This window comes from Acidiferrobacter sp. SPIII_3, assembly GCF_003184265.1.
Taxonomy (GTDB): Bacteria; Pseudomonadota; Gammaproteobacteria; order Acidiferrobacterales; family Acidiferrobacteraceae; genus Acidiferrobacter.
In genome coordinates, this window is the sequence record NZ_CP027663.1 from 3203401 (window position 1) to 3219821 (window position 16421).

Below are 16421 nucleotides of genomic sequence, written 5' to 3' on the forward strand. Positions count from 1 at the left end.
GCACATAACGATCATCAGGGTCTATCACGGGCAGTCCTCGGTAATGGATCGACGCCTGCTCTGCGCAGGGCCTTTCGACACCGATGACCGCTTAAATCAGGAGGCGAGCGAAACGCAGATAGGGAGGTGGGGCGCGACTTGCATACCGATCGGCCCGCCGCGGGGCGAGCCCCAGCAGCGGCGCTTCTGGGAGAACCGCGAAGGATTGGACCAACAGGGCGGGCTGGGTCAGAATCACACCCGCCATGCCCGGCCCCACCCGATGCCGGCACTGGAGTTGGCGGCAGGCGGTCATCCCGTGTCCCCAGCCATGGGATCGTTTCATCATCCCGGCCATGTGCGGCATCATCCGGCACATGGTCGTCATGTGCGGCCCACTGTTATAGGCGGCCGCCTGCAGGGGCCACAAGCCCATGAATGCGAGCCATGCCGCCAACAGCATGCGGGGGGAACGACGGGCCGATCGGAACACGGGCGCCTTTGGGTTCTTGGGACTGGGAACCATCCTAGGCGGGCGATGGGGTGGCCGTCAAGACAAGGAGGGCCCGTAGTGGCGCCTGGCCCCTCGACGGGGCCAGGCGCCGGACCGCAAACCGTCAGCGGTGTCCCAGGTAGAAGTGCCGCAGCACATTATGGCCGAGGACCTGCTGAAGGGCGGCAAACAAGACATGCCCGATCAGGTAGGCCCAGACGATGTACGACAGCCAGAGGTGCGTGGTGGCAAGCGTCGTAAAGAACGCATAGGCGGTCGAATGCAGGGACAAACCGTAACCACCGGGGATCTCCATGTACATGAGCAGACCGGTAGCGGCCATACCCGAGACCGCCAGCAGACCTATGCCGTGCATGAAGCTCGACAGACCTGTCCGATCCCCAGACCCCGGCAATTTTCCTAGAAAGACCTCCAAGGCCTCGCGCGCGACTATGCGCATCCCGGCGCGATTCCACGGGAATAATATCGGAAGGTCCCGTCGTGCCCATGTCCACATCCAGTCTATGATGATGACGAGCGTCGTGGCGATGCCCAAGACACTGTGGATGAAAAGCCACTGCGGGCGGGTACCTCGCGATACGATCAGACCCGTCGACAACTCTGCAAGAACCGTGACGGCAAGCGCCGCATGCACCACGCGCGTGCCGTTATCCCATGGCCGTGATTCCATAAGAGTCTCCTTTTATACTTATATAGCCACGTGTTCCGGTCGTGGCTCAAGACCGCCATCCCCATTGCTAGCGGGGATGTAACAGCACCAATAATATGAGCGGGATAATGGCACCTTGTCAAAAACGGGCGGCGTACCATAAAGGACCACCGAGAACGGCGCGGACTTGAACATGTCCGTGATCGGATTCCAAAATCCCCTGTTCCGGCCGGCCACATAAAGAACACATGTTTCGACGAGTGCCGTTGTTTAGGCCGTACAAATACAGCTCCCTCGCTCGTGATGCACCAGTGGTAGTGGTGGCACGAGAATGCCGCTCCAGAGAAAGGGTGTGGGACCATAATCGCGCACTCTGTCTACTAAGCGCCGGACTTCAATCACCGCGTGCTTCGAAAGCCCCCGAACGCCTTTGAGGCGCATCACGAATACCCGCAACGCTTTTGCGCCGATATCCGGGCACTCCCGACTGTCGAATTCAGATGAGAACCTTAAGCGCCGGAACATTATCCCATCGGCCGGGCGCATGGCCAGGGACAAGCCGGAGCAGGTCTGTCGTCACTGAGGAATTGACGACCATACCGAGTACGACAATATGTATCAATTTTTGGGCTTGACGCCGCCTTTGCGGCCCAAACCGAAACCCACCCGGTAGAGATCGGGCATATCCATGCGCCGATCCCTCTTCATCTCCAACACCCCCAGCCGGATGCAGTCGTCCCTCACCCCCTCCCATCCCAAATCGGCATGCTGCGCCGGCAATCTTTGGGTGCGCGCACTGGCCGGCCCTCGGGGAAACGAATCACGCCACCGATCCCGTATAAGATCGTAGCCGCAAGGAACGTTGAGCCCCCTAAGGGCCCCGAGAAATTCGCGAACCCACGGGTAGTCCTCCGCCATCTCCCTCACCCGGATTTGGGAGGCTTCTTGAATGCCACGCTTTATACTCTCGTAATGCAAGGCAAACCGGTGATCCGGGTAGCGCTGCCGGGAGTCGTCAGCGGCTTGGTGAATAGCTGCGAGGAATGATCTGGGGGATGTTTGGCCCCTCCCGTCGGCAAGATGTCCCACGGCCCACGTGTAAGGGACCCCTCGTCTCGGATCCTTGCCCATCCATTCGCCGGCGAGCGCCTCGAATAACCGCCGTTGCGTAGGGGATTCACGCTTGAGCGCGTCCGGGAGCAGGTAGGTACCCTGGCTCCCCGCGGAAAGGCGCTCGCCGGTTATCGCTGAACACAGGGCCCGTATGAGCCCGCCATTACTCCCTGGCGCATTGACGAGCCTCTGCCACAACATCCCGTGCAAATCGTGCCGCTCCCAGGTCAGCTCGGCCTTGGTCGCCAGGAGTTTCGAGGCGTCCGCGAAGTTGGTCACGGTGCGGTCCAGCTGGTCTTCGCGCATGAACACCTTCGCATGCAACCGAGGGTAGGACTTTAGCCAAAGCGCCGCCTTCAGAAGGCCGCGCGCGATAAGATCCATCGCGTCCCAGTTATCACTCGTTCGATCAAGGGCATCGAATACAATGAGGCCGAAACGATCGTCTTGATCGAATTGATGATGTGCCCGGCGAATTAGACGGGCGACATTTTCGGGATTTTCCCGTATCCAGTTGACCGTATCGAACCAACGTTCCACCGGAATATCTTCGCCGACGCTGGCGGCAAGCCAGCGGACGATTATCGCGCGCCAGATATCATAAGCGTCGATACCAGCCTTGAGCATTTGCGCGAACCCGTCGGCATTCGGGTAATCCTCTATCGCCTCTTTCACCGAAAACCCGACACGAACCTCGGCGCGGTCCAGCTCTCGGACGGTAGTACCCAATAATTCACGCAGCGACGGCGAACTCAAGGCGCCGGTCCAGAATGACTTGCCGACACCGCGGGCCCCTATGACAATATTGGCCTCAAGCCGCAGGGCCTTTACATGGTTGGGGGGGATGTAGAGGGTATCGGGCTGTGGCACCTCGCCGAAGTTGCTCGTCTCGAAACGAGCCGCCAGAATCGCATCCCGCAACTCATTGACGCTAAACATTCGTGTCCCCGACAGGACCGGCGAGGCGTGCGAGGCTCGCGATCAGGGATCCGAACACCAACTCGATGTCTCTTGACTCCATGTCATCGAGGCTACCGCGCAGGGATCGTAGCCCGGAGAACATACGATGCCAACGGACCGTGCAGGGGTAATGTGGCGCCGAGGCGTCCGATTCCGCGAAGCTCCAGAGACGCCCCGCAGTGTCGCCTGGCGCGACCTCATCATACATCTCATCCAGAAATAGCTCATAACTCTGTTCGCGAGTCGCCTGAACATACTCAACCGAGTCGACCTCCGGCACCATGGCCGCCACAACCTGCAAGCGCTCTCTTATGGTCTCGGCGACACCCGCGGTCCGCCAATGTTGTAGAAGGATTCGATAGCCAGACCAGCTCTGCTCATCGGCCGTGGCGAAGAGCAATACCGGGTCCGCTCCGAGTCCTACGATGGAGGCCGCGGCAATCTCGTCGATACCAGCACGGGCGTCAATCAATACGACATCGGGATTATGCTGATCTTCTAAAAGACCAATGAGCCGCGAAAGGCGCGTTACCCACCCTTCGGGCCGATGGGGGTCATTCCTCTTCGCCATCCAGACGCGGCCCAGCTTGGCGATGTATTCGCCTGGATCCCGGCCGTGGGCCGGCACGACATAGATCTCGCCGTCGTGAGCAAGCCCGCTCGTGGCAACCATCTCGTGCAACAGCGGCTCCGCATTGTCGACGAGGTCCTCGACCAGCCAATCCACGATACCGAAGGACGGGCGTCGATCTGGCGGCAAAAGGGCCGACGATAAACCCGGGGATTCCAGATCCAAGTCGAGCACCAAAACACGTTTCCCGGCCTGCGCCAAGGCCCAGGCCGATGCGGCGAGCGCCGTCGAACGGCCGACCCCACCCTTGATCGAATAAAAAACGATACGGCGTGGGGCACGGGAGATTATCGGCGCAACGGAGGCCCAATCGCTCTCCAGCGCCAGGCGGTCGACGACGCGCACGTCCACGAAACCTTCCAGAGGGAAACCGGGCGCATCCATGGAGACGGATTCCGTATCCTCTTCGAACAGAAACGCGGATCGGGCCGGATAACCGTGAGGCCCAAGGGCCGCCTCGAGGGCGCCGGCCAATGAATCGAGCACCGCCACGGCCTGCTCGCTCGACCGCAGCCGCGCCGGCACAATGAGTCGTACGCGGCCATTGAGATCGCGGTTCACGACCAACGGCTTCACAACCGCGAGATCGTCCCTATGAGTCTCGAGGACATGTCTCACGCGCGGCACAATGTCGTCAAACGTCGGCGTCATGGCATCAATCCCGCGATGGTAGCCTGGGAGATGAGCAGATGCACCGCGTCGGCGCCGACCTTGTGGGGCATCACCCGGCTTTCATCAAAGCAACACTGTGCGGCATAACGTTGCGAGGCGTGCCAGTTGGAAAACGGGTTCCCAGGAGACAGGGTGTATCCTGCCCCCTGGGAATGGCCGGAACGGTAGGTCTCGTAACGGTCCCACGCCCTCTCGACGTGCACGCGGTCGTCGTCGCGGGAAGGCGCGCCGTCCGAGACCCGCGTACCCATGCCAAACGCCACCATGAGACACTTGAGACCACATTCGCACGCCAGGCCGTAGAGATGATCGGCATTGGCCCAACGTCCGGCGCCAAACAGTTGCCCCGCGTCATGCCAATGACGCTCATGGGCATCCGCGAAATCGGCATTCATCTTGCTGATCTCCTTATGATGACCACGGACTTGCTGCCGAGGCTCGAACGCGCCATACATTATGGCGCGCACAGGGCGCCGCGAGCGCGCAGGACGCCCTCAATGCCCGGGCGTTCGAGCGCGCCCAAAACGACGCGGGACGCGGGCCCCGCGAGAGAACCCCGACGTCGGGCCGGAGCCGATGAATCGTACAATATCCGGGGCGGTGACGCCAAGGCGAGCACAACCCGACCGATAGGTGGGGCTGCCGAGGCTCAAAATAGCGAGTAGGGATCGACATCCACCGACCAGCGCACGCGCGGTGCGTCGGGGATTTCGGGGATCCGCGAAAGCCAGACCTTGAGCCAGGCCTGCAGGGCCGCACGTCTTTGACTCGTCACCAAAAGCTGGGCGCGATAGTAGCCGGCGCGACGCGCGAGGACCGCCGGGAGCACGCACCCCAGGGTCACATCGGACGAGTCCGCGGCAAGCCGCCTTGCGGCCTCCAAAAAGCGCGTGGCGAGGTTCGGCGCGCGCGCCTCGGCACGCATGAGCGCGCAATGGGCGTAGGGTGGAAACAGCGTATCCCGCCGATCGCGCAAGGCCAGCTCGGCGAAGGCCTCGTAATCCAGGCGGGTGAGCGGTGCCCACAAGGGATGCATGGGGTGATGGGTCTGGATGAGGACCTCGCCGGGCTTTTCATCGCGCCCCGCACGGCCGGCCACTTGCACGATCTGGGAAAACAGTTGCTCGTCGGCGCGAAAATCGCCGCCGTGGAGCCCTTGGTCGGCATGGATCACGCCGACGAGCGTGACATGGGGAAAGTCATGGCCCTTGGCCAACATCTGTGTGCCGATCAGGACATCGATCTCATGCCCGTGGACCTTGCGCAGCAACGCCTCGAAGGCCAGGCGACTTGCGGTCGTGTCGCGGTCCACGCGCGCGATGCGGGCCTCGGGCAGGACGCGGCGCAGGGCCTCCTCGATGCGCTCGGTACCCTCGCCGACACGCAGAAGCTTGGGGTGGCCGCAACGGGGACACACCGCCGGCACCGGTTGTTCGCGCCCGCAATGGTGACAACGCAGGCGATGGCGACCCAGGTGGACCGTAAGACGCGCATCGCAGCGGTCGCAAGGGGCATGCCAGCGGCATTCGGGGCAGAGCAATACCGGGGCATAACCGCGCCGGTTCAGAAACAAGAGCGCCTGCTCACCGCGCGTAAGCCGCGTGCGCAAGGCCTCTATCAGCGGTGCGGACAGGCCGCTACGCGACGACTCGCGCCCGAGATCGACCAGACGCACGGTCGGCATGGTCCGCTGTGGCCCACGATTCGGCAAGGCGAGCAGGTGGTAGTGGCCCTGGCGGGCGTGGCGGTAGCTCTCAAGGGATGGGGTGGCCGAACCGAGCACCACCGGCACGCCGAGATGCTTGGCGCGCCATACGGCAAGATCGCGGGCATGGTAGCGAAAGCCCTCCTGCTGCTTGAAGGACGGATCGTGCTCCTCATCAACGATGATGAGGGCCAGGCGGTGCATGGGGGTAAACACCGCGGAGCGGGTCCCCACGACCACGGCCATGCGCCCCGCGGCGGCCGCCGACCAGATGCGCGCGCGTTCGCCTGCGGCGCAGCCCGAGTGCAGCATGCCGACCACCGGGCCCAACCGCGCGCTAAGACGCGCGACAAGCTGCGGGGTGAGCCCGATCTCTGGCACCAGCACGAGCGCCTGGCCACCGGTGGCCAGGACCTCCGCCAGGAGCTCGAGATAAACCTCGGTCTTACCGCTGCCCGTCACCCCGAACAAAAGAAAGGCGGCAAAGCGCCCCAAGGCGGCCGCCACCGCGGCGCACGCATCCCGCTGATCGGGGCGCAACACCACGGCGGATGCGGTGGCCGCCGGGACGAATCCCTTCTCGGCCTCGCATTCCTCCACCAGACCTTGCGCGCGCAGCGCCCGCAGAGCGGGTGCAAGGCCAGGCCCGCGGGCCCTCAGCTCGCCTTCGGTCATCACACCCGCCGCCTTGATGGCGGCCCATAAGGCCGCCTGGCGCTTGGCCCGCGCAAAACGCGACGCCGGCTGGGCCTGCCCGTCGGCCGTCAGCCGGTAGGCCTTGGCGGGGGCAACGCCCTGGCCGCGCTTCAGCCCGGCGGGCAGGGCCGCAAACAGCACCTCCCCCAGGGGGTGATGATAATAGTCGGCGGCGAATCGCAGCATGTGAATCTGCTCGCCCGACAGGAGCGGCTGGGCGTCGATGACCTCGAGGATGGGGCGCAGGGCCACATCCGCGACGGGATCGACCGGCACCTCGACCACGATCCCCGTCAGCACGCGGCGCCCGAACGGGACGCGGACACGGATGCCGGGCGCAAGCGGCCGCTCGTGCTCGTAGTCAAAACTCCGCCGCAGCGGAACCGGCAGACCTACGCGAATCGCGACCACGTCATCGCCCCTCGCCCCTCCTGGTTCACGGCCGACAACCCAAACCGCTTGCGATTCCGACGCTAAACGGCTGGATAAAAAAGCAATTCCACCTTACCCACAAACTCTGTGGATAACTGTGTTGAAAAGCGACGGGAAGCGCTCCGCCCTTGGCCTGATTGCTGATTCCGCTTTAAACTGATGAAAAATTAAGCGGTCTATATTTTCTCTTATATTTCAAGTTGTTAACTAAAGCCGCGGGAAATCCCCCGGGCCATCGGTGGGACGGTCTCCGGGGGGCTTGACACACAGCCGAAATGTGAATAACCAACGGGATGCATCAGCAAAAACTGAAATAAGACCGCCCCAAAAGGGGCCTTACTGCCCATTTCGGGGGCACCCGCCGGGCGCCGGTCGTCGGGGACCTCAGGGATGCGGGCGCGCACTCACCGCGTGCACGGTATCGATACAGAGGCCCACCTGCCCCGGGTCGACGTCCGGCCGTACGCCATGACCGAGGTTGAAGACATGCCCCGGGCCCTCGCCGAAGTCCGCGAGCACCGCCCGGACCTCGGCGGTGAGCCGCTCGGGGGGGGCATAGAGGGCCATGGGATCGAGATTCCCCTGCAAGGCCACCCTATCTCCCGTGGCCGCGCGGGCGGTGACAAGCGAGGTCATCCAATCGATCCCCACGGCATCGCACCCGGTCTCGACCAGGGCCGGCAGCCAACACCCGCCGCCCTTCGTGAACACCACCACCGGCACGCTCGCGCCGTCGCGTCGACGGCTGAGACCGTCCACAATGCGCGCCATGGGGTCACGCGAATAACGCAGAAAATGATGGGCCGCGAGACTCCCTCCCCAGGTGTCGAAGATCATGACCGCTTGGGCCCCGGCCTCGATCTGGGCATTCAGATAGGCGGTGACCGCCTCCGTGAGCACCGCGAGCAGGGCCGTGAGCGTGGCCGGATCGGAGAACAACAGGCCCTTTACGCGCCGGAAGTCGTCGCTCGCCTGCCCCTCCACCATATAAGTCGCGAGCGTCCAGGGAGACCCCGAGAACCCGATCAGCGGGCACAGACCGGCAAGTTCGCGCCGCACACGGCTTACGGTGTCGAGCACATAGCGCAGGCCCACGGTGGGATCGGGGGCCCGCAGGCGCGCCACATCGTGGGGATCGCGGATCGGCCGTTCGAACCGCGGACCCTCACCCTCCACGAACGACAGGCCAAGCCCCATGGCGTCCGGGATGGTGAGGATGTCGGAAAACAGGATCGCGGCATCGAGGGGGAATCGGCGCACCGGCTGCAGGGTGACCTCACAGGCGAGTTCCGGTGTCTGGCACATGGCCAAAAACGACCCGGCGGCCGCGCGTAATGCCCGGTATTCGGGGAGATAGCGGCCGGCCTGACGCATCAGCCACACCGGCGTCATGTCCACCGGCATGCGCATGAGCGCCCGGAGCAGGCGATTGCCGCGGTTCGGGGCCGCACCGAGATCCATCATGACGCGAGATAGTCCAATATGCCTTCGGCGGCCTGACGCCCCTCGTACACGGCCGTGACCACAAGATCCGAACCCCGTACCGCGTCCCCGCCCGCGAACACCTTGGCCTGCGTCGTCTGGTGACGATACCGACCGTCAGCCGGCGCCATGATGCGGCCGGCGGCGTCCGTCCCTATGCCGGACTCGGCAAGCCAGGCCGGGGGGCTTGGGCGGAAACCGAATGCCACGATGACGTCGTCTGCCGGGATCAGCTGCTCGCTGCCGGCAACTGGTTCCGGGCGCCTGCGGCCACGCGCGTCGGGTTCGCCGAGCCGGGTCTCGACCACGCGCACGCCCTCGACCCGCCCATCGCCCACGATCTCCACCGGGGCACGATTCCAGACGAATCGCACCCCTTCCTCCTTGGCATTCGCGACCTCGCGCCGCGATCCGGGCATGTTGGCCTCGTCGCGCCGGTATACACAGGTCACCGAGGCCGCGCCCTGACGTATCGCGGTGCGGTTACAATCCATGCCGGTGTCGCCACCCCCGAGCACCACGACCCGCCGGCCCTTCAAATCGACATAAGGGGCCTCGCCCTCGGGCAACGTGAGATCACGACGCGTCACCGCGGCCAGATAGGGGAGCGCCTTGTGGACCCCCGGCAGGTCCTCGCCCGGGAACCCCCCCTCGATGTAGGTGTAGGTGCCCACGCCCACGAATACCGCGTCGTAGTCACGCAGCAGGTCGGCGAACGGCAGGTCCTCGCCTATGCGGGTATTCAGCAGGAATTCGATGCCCATGCCCTCGAACACCGAGCGCCGCACGCGCACGACCTCCTTCTCGAGCTTGAAGCCCGGGATGCCGAAGGTAAGCAGCCCGCCAATCTCCGGGTTGCGGTCATAAACCACCGCCTTCACACCGTTGCGCGCCAATACGTCGGCGCAGGCGAGGCCCGCGGGCCCGGCCCCGACGACGGCAACACGCCGCCCGGTGGCCACGACCTGGCTCATGTCCGGACGCCAGCCGCGGGCATAGGCCTCGGTGAAGATGTACTTCTCGATCGAACCTATGGTGACCGCGCCAAATCCGTCGTTCAGCGTACAGGCCCCCTCGCACAGGCGGTCCTGAGGGCACACCCGCCCACAGACCTCGGGGAGACTGTTGGTCTGGTGTAGAAGCTCCACGGCCTCGAAGATATTGTCCTCGGCGATCAACTTCAGCCAATTGGGAATGTAGTTGTGCACCGGACAACGCCATTCACAGTAGGGGTTGCCGCACCCGAGACAACGGCCGGCCTGCTCGGAGGCCTTGCTGGGATCGAAGCCCTTGTAGATCTCACGGAAATCGTGGATACGCACGACCACGTCCTTCTTGACGGGATCGGTGCGCGGCTTGTCCAGAAACTGAAAGACGTTGGCCATCAATGGCTCTCCACGAGCAGGGTATCGATGCGCACCGCCTTGGGCTTTACGAGCCACATGTGCGCGGCCGCCTCCGACCAACCCGCGAGCAGGGCGCGCGCATGAGCGCTGCCGGTCGCCTCCGCGTACTCGCTCACGCGATCGCGCAGGAACGCCTGGTAGGCATCCATGGATTCGCCGGTAATGCGATGGATATCGATGAGTTCGTGGTTGTAACGATCGACGAAGGCCCCGGCCTTGTCATAGACGAACGCGAATCCCCCCGTCATGCCGGCCCCGAAGTTCAGGCCGGTCTCGCCCAGCACGATCACACAGCCGCCGGTCATGTACTCACAGCCATGGTCCCCGACGCCCTCGACGATCGCGAACGCGCCGCCATTGCGAACCGCGAAGCGCTCGCCCGCGAGCCCGGCTGCATAAAGCGTCCCGCCGGTCGCCCCATAGAGGCAGGTGTTGCCGATGATGGCGGCCTTATCGCTCGCGAACCGTGAGTCGCGCGGCGGGTAGATCACGATTCGCCCGCCGGCCATACCCTTGCCGACGTAGTCATTGGCATCGCCCTCGAGCTCGATGGAAAGGCCGGGGGCATTGAAGGCCGCGAGACTCTGGCCGGCCGAGCCCTGCAGTCGCAGCGTGACCGTCCCGTCCGCCAGACCGTTGGCCCCGAACCGTCGCGCGATCTCGCCGGAGAGCCGCGCACCGATCGAACGGTGCACATTGCGGATCGCATAGGTGAGGACCACGGGTTCGCGGGTGGCGAGTGTCGGCAGGGCGTCCTTCATGATGTGCAAGGCAAGCTCGCCCTTGTCGAACGGCGGGTTACGTTCCGTCAGGCAGTGCTGTGGCAGGCCGTATTCGATACCGGCATCCGAGATGATATCGGTGAGACGCAGGGCCTTTTGGCGTGGCGTCAACCCCGGCAGGACCGTCAGAAAATCGGTGCGCCCAATGACGTCGTCCAAACGCGACACCCCGAGGAAGGCCAGCCACTCGCGCACCTCCTCGGCGATGAACCGGAAGTAGTTCATCACCATTTCCGGCAGGCCGTGGAAATGCGCCTCGCGCAGGCGCTTGTCCTGAGTCGCGATCCCGGTCGCGCAGTTGTTCAAGTGGCAGATGCGCAGATACTTGCACCCCAGCGCCACCATCGGCCCGGTACCGAACCCGAAGCTCTCGGCGCCGAGGATCGCGGCCTTGACGACATCCAGGCCGGTCTTCAGGCCGCCGTCGGTCTGCAGGATCACCTTGTCGCGCAGGCCGTTGGCACGCAGGGTCTGATGGGCCTCGCTCAGCCCAAGCTCCCAGGGGGTGCCGGCGTACTTCACCGATGTAAGCGGGCTTGCGCCGGTCCCACCGTCGTAACCGGAGATCGTGATATGGTCGGCGTAGGCCTTGGCGACACCCGCCGCGATCGTGCCCACGCCAGGGCCGGACACGAGCTTCACCGAGACGCGCGCCGTCGGGTTCACCTGCTTCAAATCGAAGATAAGCTGTGCCAGATCCTCGATGGAGTAGATGTCATGATGCGGCGGCGGCGAAATCAGCGCGACACCGGGCTTCGAACAGCGCAGGCGCGCGATCATCTCATTGACCTTGTGGCCCGGCAGTTGCCCGCCCTCGCCGGGCTTGGCCCCTTGCGCGATCTTGATCTGCAGCATGTCGGCGTGCACTAGGTAGTGCGGCGTCACGCCAAAGCGTCCGGAGGCGATCTGCTTGATCTTTGAGGTCTTGATCGTGCCGTAGCGCGCCGGATCCTCGCCGCCCTCACCGGAATTCGAACGTCCCCCGAGGGTGTTCATGGCGATCGCCAGGGCCTCGTGCGCCTCCGGCGAAAGCGCGCCGAGACTCATGCCCGCCGAATCGAAACGCTTGTAGAGGGCGGTCGCGGGCTCGACATCCCTCACGGGGATAGCGGCGCGATCGCCACGCAATGCGAGCAGATCCCGGACCATCGCCGGCTTGCGCCCATTCACGAGCCCGGCATAGACCTTGTAGGCCTCGTAATCGCCGGAACGCACCGCGTCTTGCAGGGCCTGCACCACATCCGGATTGTAGGCGTGGTACTCGCCGCCGTGGATGTATTTCAGCAACCCCCCCTGGCGGATGGGCTTGCGGCTGCTGAACGCCTCGCCGGCCAATGTCTCGGCGTCGTACGCGAAATCCGTGAAGGTGCTGCCGCCGATGCGGCTCGTGGTCCCGCGAAAGCACAGATCCACGACCTCGTCGGCGAGACCTATCGCCTCGAAGAGCTGGGCACCGCGATAGCTCGCGATCGTCGAAATACCCATCTTCGACATGATCTTCAGAAGGCCCTTGTTGATCCCCTTGCGGTAATTCTTGACGGCATGGGCCTCGTCTTGCGAACGGATCTCGCCTGTGCGGACCAGATCGGCGATCACCTCATAGGCGAGATAAGGAAACACCGCCGTCGCCCCGTACCCTATGAGGCACGCGAAGTGGTGCGGGTCGCGCGCGCTGCCGGTCTCCACGACGATATTGGCCTGGCAGCGCAGACCGGCCGTGACCAGCGCGTGATGCACCGCGCCCACGGCGAGCAGCGCATGGATCGGCAGGCGGCCACGGGTGACATCGCGATCCGATAGCGCGATGACGACCGCGCCACCTCGCACCGCGGCCACGGCGGCATCGATGAGCGCGCGCAGCGCCGCCTCAAGCGTCGTGGCCCCCGCCTCGTAGTGCAGATCGAGACGGGCGACGCGATAGGCCGGGTCGTCCTGCGCGATAAGCCGCGCGAACTTGCAGCGGCTCAAGACCGGCGAGGCCACCTCGAGACGCGCGGCATGATCGGCGGTCTCCTCGAAGAGATTGCGTTCCGGCCCAAAACTCGTGTTGAGGGACATTACGATCGCCTCGCGCAGCGGGTCGATCGGTGGATTCGTGACCTGCGCGAACTGCTGGCGGAAATAATCGTACAGGGAGCGCACCCCGGTCGACAGGACCGCCATGGGCGCATCGTCCCCCATCGAACCCGTGGCCTCCTGGCCATCCTCGGCGAGCACCCGGATGATCTGATCGCGCTCCTCGAAGGTCACCTGAAAGAGCTTCTGGTGCACGGCGATGTCGATCGCCGGACCCTGGGCCTCGTGGGGCTTGAGCGTGCCTTCCAGGTGCCGGGTGCGCGCATCCAGCCATTTCCGGTAGGGTTGGCGGGAGGCCAGACGCGCGTCGATCTCCGCCGGCAAGAGCAGCGCGCCGGTCTCGGTATCGACCGACAAAAGCTCGCCCGGCCGCAATCGGCCCTTGGCGACCACATCGTTGCTGGCATAGGGATGGACACCAATCTCGGAGGCGATGGTGATATGCCGGTCGCGGGTGATCACCCAGCGCGCCGGACGCAGGCCGTTACGATCCATCACGCACGAGGCGTAGCGCCCATCCGTAAACACGATTCCCGCGGGGCCGTCCCACGGTTCCATGTGCATCGCGTGATACTCATAGAACGCGCGCAGATCGGGGTCCATGTGCGGGATGTTCTGCCACGCCGGCGGGATCAGAAGCCGCATGGCCCGGAAATAGTCGGCGCCGCCCGCGAGCAGGGCCTCGAGCATGTTATCGAGGCTCATGGAGTCGGATCCCGATTGCGAAACCAGGGGGCGTGCCTCGCTCATGTCGATGCGGCTAGACGACAGGGTGTATCCGCGCGCCAAGGCCCACGAGCGATTGCCCTGCACGGTGTTGATCTCGCCATTGTGGGCGAGATGACGAAACGGCTGAGCGAGCCGCCACTGCGGCCAGGTATTGGTGGAGAATCGCTGATGAAACAGACAGATCGCCGAGGCGAAGTCGGGGGCCTTGAGGTCGGGATAGAAGACTGACAGATAGGCCGGCATGACCAGCCCCTTGTACGACAAGAGGCGCGTCGACAGGCTGGCGACGTAGAAGTCCGCATCGCTCGGTTCCAGGCGCCGCTCGCAGCGACGGTGCACGAGATAGAGCCTGGCGTCGGCCAATCCGGCATCAGACTCGGGATTGGCGACGAATATCTGCTCGATGCGCGGCATGGTCTGGCGCGCCTCGGCACCCAGCGCCGAGGGGTCGGTGGGGACTACGCGGAACCCCAGGACCGGAAAACCGGCGCGCTCGCATTCCTCGCGCAGCACCGCGCGCGCGGCCTGCGCGCGGGTCGCGTCCGCGGCCAGGAACACCATGCCGACGGCGAAGCACGCGGGAAGCTCCATGCCCTGCTCGGCGGCCACGCGCCGCAGGAAGTCTTCCGGGGTCTTCAGAAGCAAGCCACAGCCGTCCCCGCTCTTGCCGTCGGCGGCCACCGCCCCGCGGTGGGTAAGGCACGAGAGCGACCCCATGGCGGTCTGCACGAGCCACGAGCTCGGGACCCCATCGAGATGCGCTATGAGGCCAAATCCGCAGGAATCTTTCTCAAATTCGGGCCGATACAGGCCCTTCGGCTGTCGCGATTGCGTCACTGGTCAGGGTCGGTAGAAACCGTCGCAAAAAGGCTAATCAGTATACTGCGAGAAGGCTAATCAGTATACTGCCCGGCCCCGCGGATGCCACGAAGCCCGGCTTGCCGAAACGCGGAGCGGGGGATGGATCCCCGCGCGATGGCGCTAGGCGCCAGCGTTCAGGAGCACCATGAGCGCCTTCTCGGGGACATCATCGGTCAGAAAGGCGTCACCCAGGGCGCGCAGCAATACGAATCGCGTGCGCCCGCGGGTGGCCTTTTTGTCCACGGCCATGAGCTCCAGAAAGCGCTGCGGGGCGATGGCGGGCGGGTCGAGCGGCAGTCCCGCCCGCTCGATGAGCACGCGCAGGCGCTCCTCGTCGTCGGCGGCGAGCCATCCCAGCCGCTGCGAGAGGCGCGCCGCCATCAGCATGCCGGCCGCGACCGCCTCGCCGTGCAGCCAGCGCCCATAGCCCATGGCCCCCTCGATGGCATGCCCGAAGGTGTGGCCGAAATTCAACAGCGCCCGGACCCCGGCCTCGCGCTCGTCGGCCATGACCACCCGCGCCTTGTCCCGACAGGAGGTCTCGATGGCATGCGCCAAGGCGGCCGGATCGCGGCGCATGAGCGCCTCCATGTTCTGCTCGAGCCATTCAAGGAACGCGCGATTTCCTATGGCCCCGTACTTGATGACCTCGGCCAGCCCCGCCGACAACTCACGGTCGGGGAGCGTCGCAAGTGTCGCGGTGTCGATGATGACGGCCTTCGGTTGATAAAAGCAGCCGATCATGTTTTTGCCGAGGGCATGGTTCACGCCGGTCTTGCCCCCTACCGAGGAATCCACCTGCGACAGCAGGGTGGTCGGGACCTGCACGAACGGTACACCGCGCTGATAGACGGCGGCGGCAAAGCCGGTGATATCGCCGACCACCCCGCCCCCCAGGGCAAAGATCGTGGTGGCCCGGTCACAACGTGCCTCAAGAAACGCGCCCACGACGCGATCGATCGTATCCAGGGCCTTTTGCGTCTCGCCGTCCGGCAGGATCACGACCGCCGGATCAAAGGGCGCGAGCGCCTCGGTCAATCGCGCGAGATAGAGGGGGGCCACGACCTCGTTGGTGACGATCGCCACCCGATCCCCCGCGACCGGGGCCCGCAGCAGATCCGCGGACCCGAGCAGACCGGAACCGACATGGATGGGATAACCCCCGCCCGGGAGATCAAGCCTCAGCGTCGACACCGCTTACCCTCTTTAGACCACATACGATGAGCCGGGCGGCGACATGCGGTGCTCGCCGGTCGGTATCCACGATGAGGTCGGCGACCTCGCGATACAACGGATCGCGCTCGCGCATGAGCGCCGCCACCCGCGCCTGCGGGTCCTCGGTATGCAAAAGCGGTCGATGCCGGTCGCGACGCACGCGCTCCCACAGGGTCTGCCAGTCGGCGTGCAGGTAGACGGTCTTGCCATGCGCCTTCAGGAGCGCGCGGTTGCCCGGGGCCAGGACCGCGCCGCCGCCGGTGGCCAAGACGAGATTCGGCCGGCAGACGAGGTCCTCCAGCACCAGCGCCTCCCAGCGGCGGAACCCGGCCTCGCCCTCAACGGCGAAGATCAGCGAGACGCTGGCCCCGGTCCGCCGTTCGATCTCCTGATCGCAATCGCAAAACTCCCGCCCCAGACGCTCAGCCAGGCAGCGCCCGATGGTCGACTTCCCCGCCCCCATGGGGCCCACCAGAAATATCCGCTCGTCGCCTACCCTCATGCGGGCGTTATGCCAGC

At 64.8% G+C, this 16421-nt stretch carries 10 protein-coding genes; all 10 read right to left on the reverse strand.

Annotation, left to right across the window (positions count from 1 at the left end; translation table 11 throughout):
* Nucleotides 1-596 precede the first annotated feature (596 nt).
* Complete coding sequence (locus tag C4901_RS16305) at nt 597-1163, reverse strand: cytochrome b/b6 domain-containing protein (RefSeq protein ID WP_110138303.1); 567 nt, start codon at nt 1161-1163, stop codon at nt 597-599.
* Between the two features lie 597 nt (nt 1164-1760).
* The gene (locus C4901_RS16310) at nt 1761-3194 is read right to left on the reverse strand and encodes a hypothetical protein (protein ID WP_110138304.1); all 1434 of its coding nucleotides are present in this window, start codon (nt 3192-3194) and stop codon (nt 1761-1763) included.
* Nucleotides 3187-4497: a ParA family protein gene (locus C4901_RS16315; RefSeq protein WP_110138306.1), complete on the reverse strand. Its 1311-nt coding sequence runs from the start codon at nt 4495-4497 to the stop codon at nt 3187-3189. The genes C4901_RS16310 and C4901_RS16315 overlap by 8 nt, the downstream gene beginning before the upstream one ends.
* Nucleotides 4494-4913, reverse strand: a complete 420-nt coding sequence (locus tag C4901_RS16320; RefSeq protein WP_110138307.1) for an SAM-dependent methyltransferase — start codon at nt 4911-4913, stop codon at nt 4494-4496. The genes C4901_RS16315 and C4901_RS16320 overlap by 4 nt, the downstream gene beginning before the upstream one ends.
* Before the next feature lie 254 nt (nt 4914-5167).
* Nucleotides 5168-7330 (reverse strand): primosomal protein N', encoded by a 2163-nt coding sequence (locus tag C4901_RS16325; protein ID WP_110138308.1) that lies wholly within the window; start codon nt 7328-7330, stop codon nt 5168-5170.
* Nucleotides 7331-7735: 405 nt separating this feature from the next.
* Nucleotides 7736-8815, reverse strand: coding sequence for a uroporphyrinogen decarboxylase (hemE, locus tag C4901_RS16330; protein ID WP_205736086.1), 1080 nt, complete (start codon nt 8813-8815; stop codon nt 7736-7738).
* Nucleotides 8812-10218 carry an FAD-dependent oxidoreductase gene (locus tag C4901_RS16335; RefSeq protein ID WP_110138310.1) on the reverse strand — a complete coding sequence of 469 codons (1407 nt, stop codon included), beginning with the start codon at nt 10216-10218 and terminating at the stop codon, nt 8812-8814. Before C4901_RS16335 ends, hemE begins: the two co-directional genes overlap by 4 nt.
* A complete protein-coding gene (gltB, locus tag C4901_RS16340) occupies nt 10218-14663 on the reverse strand; it encodes a glutamate synthase large subunit (protein WP_110138311.1) in 4446 nt (1481 codons plus the stop codon). Before gltB ends, C4901_RS16335 begins: the two co-directional genes overlap by 1 nt.
* 144 nt (nt 14664-14807) lie before the next feature.
* Entirely contained in the window at nt 14808-15881 is a 1074-nt protein-coding gene (aroB, locus tag C4901_RS16345; protein ID WP_110138312.1) for a 3-dehydroquinate synthase, read from the reverse strand.
* Nucleotides 15862-16404 (reverse strand): shikimate kinase, encoded by a 543-nt coding sequence (locus C4901_RS19000; protein ID WP_110138313.1) that lies wholly within the window; start codon nt 16402-16404, stop codon nt 15862-15864. Before C4901_RS19000 ends, aroB begins: the two co-directional genes overlap by 20 nt.
* Nucleotides 16405-16421 lie beyond the last annotated feature (17 nt).